Annotated in this window: 12 protein-coding genes; 10 read left to right on the forward strand and 2 right to left on the reverse strand. The window is 72.9% G+C overall.

Annotation, left to right across the window (positions count from 1 at the left end; all coding sequences use genetic code 11):
* The first annotated feature begins 1 nt into the window (after position 1).
* The 4 genes from ACICHK_RS33625 to ACICHK_RS33640 are packed head-to-tail and all read left to right on the forward strand — an operon-like array spanning position 2 to position 2,469.
* Positions 2-217 (forward strand): MbtH family protein, encoded by a 216-nt coding sequence (locus ACICHK_RS33625; RefSeq protein WP_151473767.1) that lies wholly within the window; start codon positions 2-4, stop codon positions 215-217.
* 11 nt (positions 218-228) lie between these two features.
* On the forward strand, positions 229-1,476 hold the full coding sequence (locus tag ACICHK_RS33630; RefSeq protein WP_406839845.1) for a cytochrome P450: 1,248 nt from the start codon (positions 229-231) through the stop codon (positions 1,474-1,476).
* Positions 1,477-1,504: 28 nt separating this feature from the next.
* The gene (locus ACICHK_RS33635) at positions 1,505-2,248 is read left to right on the forward strand and encodes an SRPBCC domain-containing protein (RefSeq protein WP_406839846.1); all 744 of its coding nucleotides are present in this window, start codon (positions 1,505-1,507) and stop codon (positions 2,246-2,248) included.
* Positions 2,249-2,280: 32 nt separating this feature from the next.
* Positions 2,281-2,469 (forward strand): hypothetical protein, encoded by a 189-nt coding sequence (locus ACICHK_RS33640; protein WP_103551730.1) that lies wholly within the window; start codon positions 2,281-2,283, stop codon positions 2,467-2,469.
* 31 nt (positions 2,470-2,500) lie between these two features.
* Here the strand turns inward: ACICHK_RS33640 and ACICHK_RS33645 are convergent, their stop codons facing one another.
* Complete coding sequence (locus ACICHK_RS33645) at positions 2,501-3,865, reverse strand: NAD(P)/FAD-dependent oxidoreductase (protein ID WP_406839847.1); 1,365 nt, start codon at positions 3,863-3,865, stop codon at positions 2,501-2,503.
* A gap of 260 nt (positions 3,866-4,125) precedes the next feature.
* On the opposite strand from ACICHK_RS33645, the gene ACICHK_RS33650 reads away from it, so the two are divergent.
* The 6 genes from ACICHK_RS33650 (at position 4,126) to ACICHK_RS33675 (ending at position 9,257) form a co-directional block, all read left to right on the forward strand.
* Positions 4,126-5,865: a DUF885 domain-containing protein gene (locus ACICHK_RS33650; RefSeq protein WP_406839848.1), complete on the forward strand. Its 1,740-nt coding sequence runs from the start codon at positions 4,126-4,128 to the stop codon at positions 5,863-5,865.
* A 190-nt stretch (positions 5,866-6,055) separates the two neighbouring features.
* Positions 6,056-6,433: a DUF5132 domain-containing protein gene (locus ACICHK_RS33655; RefSeq protein WP_406839849.1), complete on the forward strand. Its 378-nt coding sequence runs from the start codon at positions 6,056-6,058 to the stop codon at positions 6,431-6,433.
* Positions 6,434-6,547: 114 nt separating this feature from the next.
* Entirely contained in the window at positions 6,548-6,739 is a 192-nt protein-coding gene (locus ACICHK_RS33660) for a hypothetical protein (RefSeq protein WP_406839850.1), read from the forward strand.
* On the forward strand, positions 6,736-7,503 hold the full coding sequence (locus ACICHK_RS33665) for a thioesterase II family protein (protein ID WP_406839851.1): 768 nt from the start codon (positions 6,736-6,738) through the stop codon (positions 7,501-7,503). The genes ACICHK_RS33660 and ACICHK_RS33665 overlap by 4 nt, the downstream gene beginning before the upstream one ends.
* 149 nt (positions 7,504-7,652) lie before the next feature.
* Entirely contained in the window at positions 7,653-8,795 is a 1,143-nt protein-coding gene (locus ACICHK_RS33670; RefSeq protein WP_406839852.1) for an alpha/beta fold hydrolase, read from the forward strand.
* A 105-nt stretch (positions 8,796-8,900) separates the two neighbouring features.
* Positions 8,901-9,257: a DUF5132 domain-containing protein gene (locus ACICHK_RS33675; RefSeq protein WP_406839853.1), complete on the forward strand. Its 357-nt coding sequence runs from the start codon at positions 8,901-8,903 to the stop codon at positions 9,255-9,257.
* A 126-nt stretch (positions 9,258-9,383) separates the two neighbouring features.
* Here ACICHK_RS33675 and ACICHK_RS33680 read toward each other — a convergent pair whose 3' ends face one another.
* Entirely contained in the window at positions 9,384-10,604 is a 1,221-nt protein-coding gene (locus ACICHK_RS33680; protein ID WP_406839854.1) for a metallophosphoesterase, read from the reverse strand.
* Positions 10,605-10,675 lie beyond the last annotated feature (71 nt).

Below are 10,675 nucleotides of genomic sequence, written 5' to 3' on the forward strand. Positions count from 1 at the left end.
CATGACCAACCCGTTCGAGGACCAGGACGGCACCTTCCTCGTGCTCGTCAACGACGAGAACCAGCACTCGCTGTGGCCGCGGTTCGCGGACGTCCCCGACGGCTGGAGCGTCTCCCACGGCCCCGACACCCACGCGGCCTGCCTGGAGTACGTCGAGCGGAACTGGACCGACATGCGGCCCAGGAGCCTCGCCGACGCCATGAACGCCCAGCGGTAGCGCGGCCCGCAGTGACACTGACCGAAACCACCGGTGGGGCCCGCGACAGCGTGGGCCCCGCCCGGCCCGACGACCTCGCCGCGGCCCTGCTCACGCCCGAGGCCCGCCGGGACCCGTACCCCTTCTACGCCCGCATGCGCCGCGAGGACCCGGTCCACCGCAGCGCCCAGGGCATCTGGTACCTCACCCGGTACGCCGACGTCGAGGCGGCCCTGGGCGACCTCAGGCTGTCCAACGACCGGGACCGGATGACCCGCGCCTACACCGCGCTCGGCGGCGACCTCAAGGCCTTCAGCCGGCTCACCGACCGGCTCGGCCGGGTGATGACCAACACCGACCCGCCGGACCACGCCCGGCTGCGCAAACTGGCCAACCGTGCCTTCACCGCCCGGCGCGTCGAAGCCCTGCGCGAGGGCATCCAGCGGATCGTCGACCGGCTCGTCGACGAGGCGGTCGACGCCGGGCCGGCCATGGACCTGATCGAGGCGGTCGCCTGCCCGCTGCCGATGTCCGTCGTCTGCGAGCTCTTCGGCATCCCGCCCGAGGACGTCCCGCAGGTCAAGACCTGGTTCAACCGCTTCGGCCGGATCAGCGAGGACATCGACAAGTCCGAGGCGGCGATCGAGCAGTACGAGGAGTACCTCGCCCGGCTCGTCCGCCGACGCCGGGCCGACCCGGGCGACGACCTCATCAGCGCCCTGGTCGCCACCCAGGCGCAGGACGACCGCCTCACCGACTCCGAACTGCTGTCCACCTGCTTCGTCCTGATCACCGCCGGCGACGAGACCACCACCCACCTGGTCGGGAACGCCGTCCTCGCCCTGCTGCGCCACCCCGACCAGCTGGCCCGGCTGCGCGAGGACCCGGCGCTGATCCGTACGGCCGTCGACGAGCTCGCCCGCTACGACACGCCGACCCAGGCGATCGTCCGGGTCGTCGCCGAGGACGTCGAGATCGGCGGGCGGACGCTGCGCGAGGGCGAACTGGCCTACCTGTTCCTCGCCGCGACCAACCGGGACCCCGAGCGCTTCGAGGACCCCGACCGGCTCGACCTGACCCGCCCGGGCAACCGGCACCTCAGCTTCGGCAACGGCCCGCACTTCTGCCTCGGCGGCCCGCTGGCCAAGCTCCAGGCGGAGGTGGCCGTCGGCACGCTGATCCGCCGGCTCCCGCACCTGCGGCTCGCCGACGAGGCCGCCCTCGACTGGCGGCCCAACCCGCTGCAACGGCGGCTCACCGCGCTTCCGCTCACCTACTGACACGAACGACGACGAAGGAGCACCGACCATGGCCAAAGAGCTCGAGGTCCGCCGGGAACAGGACCTGCCCGCCACGCCCGAACAGGTCTGGGACGCGGTCGCCACCGGCGCCGGCAACCTCGGCTGGCTGTACCCGATGGAGGTCGAACCGCGCGTCGGCGGAAAGGCCACGCGCGGCGACAGCACCGTCGTGGCGTGGGAGCCGCCGCACCACTTCGCGGTCCGGGCGACCCAGGACGGCGGGTTCTCCAACACGCTCACCTACCACATCGAGCCGGCCGACGGCGGCACGAGCCACCTGCGGATGGGGATCCACTGGGTGCACACGGGCGTCGTCGACGACGCCTGGAACTGGGACACCAAGGCGGACGCGGCCGAGAAGCACGTCGACTTCTACCAGCACTCCCTCCCCGAGTACCTGCGGCACTTCGCCGGCCGCCCCGCCGTCTACGTCAGGGCGATCCGCCCCGAAGCCACCACCGACCCGGCCGACTTCGCCGCCCTGCGCCGACGCCTCGGCCTCGCCGACGACACGGCCGTCGGCGACCGGCTCCCGCTCGACCTCCCGGGTACGGACGGCGGCCCGACGGAGGTGGTCGTGGACTGGCTGAGCCCCGACTTCCTCGGCCTGCGGGGCCCGGACGCGCTGTACCGGTTCTTCAACGGCAGCTCCTGGAACGTGCCGATCTGGCTGGGCCACCACCTGTTCGCCGAGGACACGGACGAGGAACTGGCCACCAAGGCCTGGAACACCTGGCTCAACGGCGCCTGACCCCGCCGCACGACACGATCGAAGGACCTCTGGTGGAAACACTGCTCTACGCCGCCGAACTCGTCCGGGAGGACGGCGCCTACAAACTCGTGGTGCAGGACGTGGTGCGGGACACGGTCCAGGTCACCCCGGTCCCCGAATCCGCGGTGGCCAGGCTTCCGGTCTTCCTGTCCGTGCTGAGCTCCAAGCTCGGCCCGGCGTCGGCGGGCGGTCGCCGGTAGACCGCTTCCGGCCCCGCACCCCTGCCGGGCGTCAGCCCAGGACCGTCCTGGAGGCGGCGCCCTCGGCCGGGGGCCGCTTGCGGGAGAAGGCACCCAGGTCGACGACGAGACCGGTGTGCTCCCCCGTGTACCGCAACGGATCGCGGTCGTGGTCGTGGCCGGCCTCGACACGGTCGACCAGGACGGCGAGGAACCGGCCCGCCAGGGGAGCGTTCTTGAACTGGTTGCCGCTCGTGCCCATGGCGACGTAGAAGCCGGGCAGATCGGTGCGGTCGTAGACGGGGGACCAGTCGTCGGCGACGTCGTAGACACCGGCGACGCCGGTCGGCCGGTTCGGGACGCCGAGGAGCGGGAACCGGCGTGCGGCCCGGGTCACCTGGGTCTCGAACCGGGCGGGCGTCGGGCGCGGGTCGCACGCGTCGGGATCGTCGAGCCACTCCCGGGGATCGCAGGCGGGCAGGGTGCTGCCGACGAGGAGGTGTCCGCCGAAGGGGCGCAGATAGGTCCCGAGGTCGACGTCGGCCACGATCGGACCGGTCCCGGTCCTAGTCCCGGTGCCGCTGGGGCCCGGGGCGGTCCCGTCGCCCCGACCGGCCGGCGCGGCCACCTGATGGACCTCCTGGCGCAGCGGGCGCACCCCGACGGTGAACTCGGCCCCGACCCCGGCCGTCCGGTTGAACCCGCCCGACCAGGGCCCGGCGGCGTTGACCACCACCGGTGCCGTGATCGCGGTGCCGTCGGAGAGCCGGACGCCCGCCACCCGGTCCCCGTCGCGCAGCACCCCGACGACCGCGCGCCGGAAGAGGAAACGCACCCCGGCGCGGGCCGCCGCGTCCGCGAGGTTCTGCGCCGCGAGCCGGGGGTCGTCGACGAAGCCCGCGTCGGGGGTGAACAGCGCGCCGAGCTCCCCCTCCGGGCCGGCGAAGAAGGCGTCGTCGAGCAGGGACCGGGGAGGCCCGTAGCGTCCGGCGTCGATACCGGGGACCCGGCTGCGCAGCGTCGCGGCGTCCCAGCGCTCGTACGGGACACCGGCACGCTCGAACAGCGCCGTGACCTCGGACGTCCCGGAGCCCGGCGCGTCGAGGAGCACCGCCCCGGTCCGCCGGAACGACGCCAGACCGGGGCCGCGCGCGGTGCCCAGGTGCTCCGCCCACCGTGTCCAGCAGTGCCGGGACTCCCAGGCGGTGGCGACACCGTCCCAGGCCGAGTAGTTGAAACGGATGATCGCGCTCGACGCGCTGGTGGATCCGTGGCCGGCACCACCGGACTTGTCGACGACCACGACGCGCCGACCGGTGCGCGCCAGCTCCAGTGCCACCGCGGCACCGATCACACCGGCCCCCACGACGACCGCGTCCGCGCCGGACAAAGGCGTGTCCGCCGCCCCGGCCGTCATGACGGCCGGTCCCCGGCGGTGTGCGTCGACGGCACGCCGCCGCCGCGACCGGCCGCCACGACCGGCCGGGGCCCGGGAGACGACACGGTTCGGCGGCACATGGCGCTCATCGTGCCACCGTGATCGACGGTGTCGGCCGGGCCTTCCCGGGGCGGCCGACGACGCGCCGGACGATTTCCCCCGTCCGGCCGAGGCCGTCCGACGCGCGGTGCGCGGCCCTGTTGCTGACGCTGCGTCACCTCGAAGCGCACACTGACGGCATGGTCATCAATCCAGGGGGCTCCCCGGACGGCCCGACGGCGCGGGAGATCGACCGGCTCGCGGCCTCGTACTGGGACTTCCTGCTCGCACGCGAGCCGTCGCTGCGCACGCGCCGCGGGCTGCCGGTCGAGTCGCTGCCGGGGGTGTCCGCCGCGGAGGCCGACGAGCGCGCCGGGTTCGCGGCAGGGGTGCTGAGCCGGCTGGACGCGCTGCGGCCAAAGGAGCGGTCCGGTCCCGCCGCCGACACGGCGGGCTTCCTGCGGGCGCTGGCCGAACAGGAGGCGGAGGCGGGACGCTTCCACTGGCTCACCCCCACCGCCACCCCGTACCAGCTCTTCCGTCTCCAGCAGTACGGCGACACCGTCTTCCGCCCGTTCCGCTTCGAGCACCGGGCCGACGCGGAACGGTACGTGACCCTCGTACAGGACCTGGCCCGCTGTGTCGCGACGATCGGTGACAAGGCCGCCGGGCAGGCGGCGCGGGGCTTCCACGTCCACGCTCCGGCCCTGACCGGTGTCCGCACCACGCTCATCCGTCTGCGGGAGTCGACGGCACGGTACGTCCGGGCGGACGCCGGGCGGCTCACCCGGCTCGGCGCGGCGAGCCGGGGTCATCTGCGCGAGGCGGTGGAGCGGCTCGTGGCCACCGAACTGGAGCCGGCGTTCGACCGCCTCGTCGCCCTCGTGGGCGACCCGGACTACCTCCGGCGGGCGCCGGGAGCGGTCGGCTGGGCCCGCTACCCGGAGGGCGAGGCGGCGTACCGGGCCTTCGTCAGAACGTACACGTCCGGCGCCACACCGCCCGAACGCCTCCACGAACTCGGCCGGGAGCACTGCCGCGAACTCGGCGAGCGGATGCGGGAGATGCGCGGCACGCTCGGTTTCACGGGGACGGAGGCGGAGTTCAACGAACGGCTCGCGACCGAACCGCGCCTGTACGCCGCCACCCCGGAGGAGGTCGAGGCCCGCTACCGGGGACACCTCGACCGCCTCACGCCGCTGCTGCCGCGCTGGTTCGCGGTCCTGCCCCGCGCCCCCTACGGCGTGGCCCGCCTCGACCCGGCGCTGGAGGGGTCGATGACGTTCGGCTACTACGAACCGCCGACCGCCACGCAACCGGTGGGGCGCTACCGCTACAACGCCTCGGACCTGGCGCACCGGTCACTGCTCGGCGCGGCCGCGCTGATCTACCACGAGCTCTCGCCCGGACACCACTTCCACCTCGCCCGCCAGGCCGAGAACACCGCGCTGCCCGACCTGCGACGCGAACTGACGGCCTTCAGCGGGTTCGAGGAGGGCTGGGCGGAGTACGCGGCGGGCCTCGGCTGGGAGATGGGGCTGTACGACGACCCGTGGGACGCGTACGGACGGCTGGCCCATGAGCGGTTCACCGCGCAGCGCCTCGTCGTCGACACCGGCCTCAACCTCGGGACGATGACACTGGAGGAGGCGCGCACCTTCATGCGCGCCCACGCGGCGGCCGAGTCCGAAGGGCAGATCACGACCGAGCTGTTGCGCTACGCGACCGACCTGCCGGGGCAGGCGCTGACGTACCGGGCGGGTCACGCGGAGTTCACGGCACTGCGGGCGGCGTGCGAACGCGACGCCGGCGCCGCGTTCGACGTGCGCGCCTTCCACGAGACCGTGCTGGCCGGCGGCACACTGCCGTTTCCCGCCCTGCGCCGACGGGTGGAGAGGGAGCTGAACGGTTTCCAGGGGAAGGCCGCCCTACTCGAATGAGTGAAGGACACAGGGGAATTCGCAGCCGCTTGTCCGGCCTCGGATACTCTCTGTGATGGAAGGTGTGAGTCCGTCGGCGCGCAGTGCGCCCGTCTCGTCGAATTCTCTCCCCTTCGCCTCACGTTTCGCCGTTCACTTCACCGTTGTTTTCCGTCGCCATCTTTTCGGCAGAAGAGAAGGATGTTGTGCCATGCCGCCTGTAGTACCTCCTTTCCTGATCGGCCTGATCGCCGCGTCCCTGGTGAAGAGGCTGGGCAAGCCCTTGGTGCGAGGGCTCGTCAAAACGTCGGTGAGCCTGGGGATCGAGGTCAAGCGCGCCGTCCACGAAGCGGGCGAGGGAATCCAGGACCTCGCCGCCGAGACGACCGCCGAAGTGCTCGCGGTCCAGACGGCACAAGGGGCCGGGCACGGCGCCGGCGCCCCGGAGCCGGAGGACAGCGCCGCGGACCGGTCCGAAGCGGCCACCGGGCCGGCGCCCGCGGAGGCCCGCGAGGGGCGGGCCGGCGGTCGGGACAAGTCCGCGGGCAAGGCCCGTGGCGGCAGTCCGGTCGCCGCCAAGGCGCGCTGAGTCCGCTTCACCATTTCACTCGGGCGAGCGGGCGAAGGGGCGAGCGGGCGAGCGGGCGAAGGGCATGGCCAAGAAGGCGAAACGAAGACGACACCCTGATGGAGAACAGGTCAGATGTCTGCGACCGGAACCCTTCTGTATTCCGCGGAACTCATCCAGGAAGGCGGTGCCTACAAACTCGTGGTGACCGATCGTCTGCGCCACACCGTGCAGACCGCGTACGTGTCCAGGAGGGCGGTGGAACAGCTTCCCGCCTTCCTCTCCAAGCTCGACTCCCCGCACCAGGGCGGAATCCGTCGGCGATGACGGCCACCGACGCGAGGAAATGGTTCCGTGTCCACCGGCGTACGGCGGACCCCAGGATCCGACTGGTGTGCTTCCCGCACGCCGGCGGCACGGCACAGCTGTTCCACGGCTGGCCCGCGCTGCTGCCGGCGGACGTCGAGGTGCTCGCCGTGCGGTACCCCGGCCGCCAGGACCGGCTCGCGGAAGCCTGCATCGAGGACATGGCCACCCTGGCCGACACGATCGAGGACGCACTGCGGCCCTGGCTCGACCGGCCGCTGGCGCTCTTCGGGCACAGCATGGGCGCCTGCGTCGCCTACGAGGTGGCCCTGCGGCTGGAGGCCCGCGGCATCGTCCCCGAGCACCTGCTCGTCTCCGCGCACGAAGCCCCCCACCGGGCCGGACGCGCCGCGCTGCACGACGCCGACGACGAAACCCTGATCACCCATGTCCGGCACCTCGGAGACCTGCACTCGGAGGCCTACGACATCCCGGAACTGCGCGACCTGCTGCTGCCCGCCCTCCGTTCGGACTACCGGCTGCTCGAGGGCTACCACCCCCCGGCTCCGGCTCCGGTCAAGGCGCCGATCACCGCGTACGTCGGCCAGGACGACCGGAGTTGTGCGCTCGACGGGGTCCTCGCCTGGTCCGGCCTCACCGGCCCCGGCTCCTTCGAACTGTGCCCGTTCCCCGGGGACCACTTCTACCTCGTGGACCGGGAGGCCGAAGTGGTTGCGGACGTGGCAGCACGTCTCGCGCGCGTGTGGGGCTCCGGTCGGGCCTGACGGCGGCCGCCCGACCGGCCGCGACGGAAGGCGGGGCCCGGCACCGCGCATGGCGCCCGCGGGGTTACCGGGAGACGATGGTCGTACCGGGCGCTGAGACGTGCGGTGTCCCCGGCAGCGGCCGCGAAGGCCGGGACGGAGAGGGAACCATGCGACCGGGAACACGTGCCGCCGACGCGATACTCCGGCCGCTCAGCCGGGACTGGGCCGGGCCGGTCGTCGCCCTGCTGCCGGCGGCCGCGGGTGCGTGGTGCGTCACCCGGGGGACCGGCCGGCGGATTCTCGGCGGTGCGCTGTGGGCCGGGGCCCTCGCACTCGGTCTCGGGTCGTTCCGCCATCTCGTGCACGTGGCCCGGGTACGGGTGAGGTATCCGCCACCCGGACGCATGGTCGACGTGGGCGGCCACCGCATGCATGTCCTGGCCGAGGGGGACGCCGGACCGAGGCCCACGGTGGTCTGGATGCCGGGCGGCCATGCCGGCGGGTACGCCATGTACCAACTGCACGAGCTGGCGCGGGAACGGATGCGTTCGGTCCTGGTGGACCGCCCGGGAGCCGGCTGGAGCGACCCGGGCCCGTTCCCGCGCACGACGGCGGCGGAAGCCGTCGAACTGCTCACGGCGCTGGAGCGGGCCGGTGAGAAGGGGCCCTACGTCTTCGCGGGGCACTCGTTCGGGGGGCTGCTCATGGCCAACGCCGCCAGGCGCCGTCCCGACCTGGTGGCCGGTCTGGTGCTGCTCGATCCGACCCCGCCCGATGCCGTCGCCTTCGGCCCGGCGCTTCCGGGCATGCGACGTGCCCCGAGGGACCAGACCGTCCTCGCGCTGCGCCACCTCTTCGGCCTCCACCCCCTCGCGGACAAGGGGGAGGCGCGCACCCCCGAGGACCCGGCGCGGGTCCTCGCCATGATCGAGCTCAGGACCAGGGCGAACTGCGCCGCGGCCTCGATCCTGCGAGAGCTGTCGCCGGAGGGCATCACCAGGGACGGCTGGCAGACGGCCGTGCACGACGGTGAACTCGGCTCGCTGCCCCTCCTCCTCGTGGCGCCACGCGATCTGACGGGCGGTGACGAGATCTTCGACGCGGTCGACGATCCGGAGGAGAGCGCCCGGGTGCGGCACTTCTTCCTCACCGTGAGAGAACGGTTCCTCGCGGCCTCCAGCAGGAGCCGGAGGGTCTACACCCCGGAGGGAACCGGCCACGACTTCCCGGACCGCGTACCCGATTTCGTCGTGCGGGTGGTGGACTCCCTGCTGGACCGGTGCGGGCCGGACGCGCCGGAGCCGCTCTGATCCCGTCGCGCGGCCACGGTCCGCTCCGGCGGGCTTCCGTCCGAACGAATGAACAGCGTCGGCGCCCACGGGCGTATCGGCCGAGGTCCGACTACCGTGTTTTCGGTGGGGGCGGAATTCCTGTCCAGGGCTGTCGGCCAGACGGTATCGGCACATGTGGCGGCGGCAGTCGTGTTGTGTACACAAGAAGAGGGTTCACACATGCTCCCTGCAGTTCCTCCCTTCCTCGTCGGCATGCTGGCGGCTCCTCTGGTCAAAAGAGTGGCGAAACCGCTGGTGCGAGGCGTCATCAAGACCTCGGTCGGCCTGACCTTCGAAGTCAGGCGTGCGGTCATCGAGGCCGGGGAGGAGATCCAGGGCCTCACCGCCGAAGTGGCTGCCGAGAAGCTGGCGAGTTCGGCTCGCACACATGGTGTGAAGCTCGACGGTGAGATGACGGCGCACGGGGCCGCGGTCGGCTGAAGACCGCCGACCTCGCCCCCCGCCGAGGAACCCCGGCCGAAGCCGGCCGGGCCCGGTGGTCGTCCGCCGGCTCCGTACTCATCGGCTCGTGGACGGCTCCGAGCCGATGTGCCGGCCCACCCAGTGCTACGACGAGGTGGACGGGCGCGGGGAGCGGAGCACGAGCAGGGTGATCTCGCTGGGGGCGAAGACACGGAACGGCGGGCCCCAGAAGCCGGTGCCGCGACTGGTGTAGAGGAGGGTGCGGTCGCCGTGCCGGCTCAGGCCGGCGACGGCGGGCTGGTCGATCCGGACCAGGTGGTGGAAGGGCCAGATCTGGCCGCCGTGGGTGTGGCCGGAGAGCTGGAGGTCGACGCCCCCGGCCGCGGCCCGGTCCACGAACTTCGGCTGGTGCGCGAGGAGCAGGACGGGCAGGTCGGGGTCGGCGCCGTCCAGGGCCCCGGCGAGGTGGGCGCGGTGGCCCGCCAGACCGGAGGACTCGGCGGTGACGTCGTCCACGCCGGCGACCACGAGGGTGTCGCCTCCGCGTTCGAGCAGCAGATGGCGGTTGCGCAGCGGCTCCCAGTCCAGTTCGTCCATCAGGTCGACCCAGCCCTGGGCCTCGCTGTAGTACTCGTGGTTGCCGGTGACGTACACGCGGGCCCGGGTGGCCCGGACGGTACCGAGCGGGGCGGCCTGGGCGCGGCGGCGTTCGGCCGTGCCGTCCGCGATGTCGCCGGTGTGGCAGACCAGATCGGCCTCCAGGGTGTTCACCATCTCGCACACCCGTGCCGACCAGCGGGCGCGATCGAGCGGTCCGTAGTGGGTGTCGGTGATGAGGGCGACGCGGAGGCCGTCCAGCCCGGCACCCAGCCGCGGGAGTTCCACGTCGAGCCGGCGCACGCGTGGCACGCGGCGGGCTTCCGCGTGCCCCCAGGAGAGGAGTGCGGCGGTCACGCCGAGGACGGCCCAGGTGACGATCCGGGCCCGGTCCTGCCCCTCGCCGACGCCGGCCACGGTCAGGGCGATCCGCAAGAGGACGCCGAGCAGAACGGACCAGGTGAACAGGACCCAGCCGGTGCCCAGCAGGATGCCGCCGACGACCGCCGCCCAGTCCTGCTGGTGCCGGCCGTGGCCGCGCACCATCGCGAGCGGCATACCGACGAGGCCGAGGACGAACAGGGCCGTGCCGGCCGACGTGACGGGCAGCGGCCAGTGCTGGCCGCCGTACAGGAGCACCCAGCAGGGCACGGTCCACAGCAGGACGGGGGCGATCAGGGGGATGTAGCGCATCAGGAGGTGCAGCCGGCTCCGCGGCGGTTCCTGCGCCTCACTGCCGGCGGGCCGGGTGTTGCTGGTGTCGGTCACGCTTCCCCCTCTGACCAGGCTGCCATCTCGCGCACTGTATCCGGTCGTCCTCGGGCGACCGGACGGGCGTT

It is taken from the genome of Streptomyces sp. AHU1 (assembly GCF_045343905.1).
Lineage (GTDB): Bacteria > Actinomycetota > Actinomycetes > Streptomycetales > Streptomycetaceae > Streptomyces > Streptomyces triticiradicis.

Excerpts from the sequence above, each read along its gene's own strand:
- ACICHK_RS33660 (WP_406839850.1), top strand. The coding sequence starts at position 6,548 with ATGTCTGCGACCGGAACCCTTCTGTATTCCGCGGAACTCATCCAGGAA.
- ACICHK_RS33650 (WP_406839848.1), top strand. The coding sequence starts at position 4,126 with ATGGTCATCAATCCAGGGGGCTCCCCGGACGGCCCGACGGCGCGGGAG.
- ACICHK_RS33670 (WP_406839852.1), top strand. The coding sequence starts at position 7,653 with ATGCGACCGGGAACACGTGCCGCCGACGCGATACTCCGGCCGCTCAGC.
- ACICHK_RS33625 (WP_151473767.1), top strand. The coding sequence starts at position 2 with ATGACCAACCCGTTCGAGGACCAGGACGGCACCTTCCTCGTGCTCGTC.
- ACICHK_RS33645 (WP_406839847.1), bottom strand. The coding sequence starts at position 3,865 with ATGACGGCCGGGGCGGCGGACACGCCTTTGTCCGGCGCGGACGCGGTC.
- ACICHK_RS33665 (WP_406839851.1), top strand. The coding sequence starts at position 6,736 with ATGACGGCCACCGACGCGAGGAAATGGTTCCGTGTCCACCGGCGTACG.
- ACICHK_RS33655 (WP_406839849.1), top strand. The coding sequence starts at position 6,056 with ATGCCGCCTGTAGTACCTCCTTTCCTGATCGGCCTGATCGCCGCGTCC.
- ACICHK_RS33635 (WP_406839846.1), top strand. The coding sequence starts at position 1,505 with ATGGCCAAAGAGCTCGAGGTCCGCCGGGAACAGGACCTGCCCGCCACG.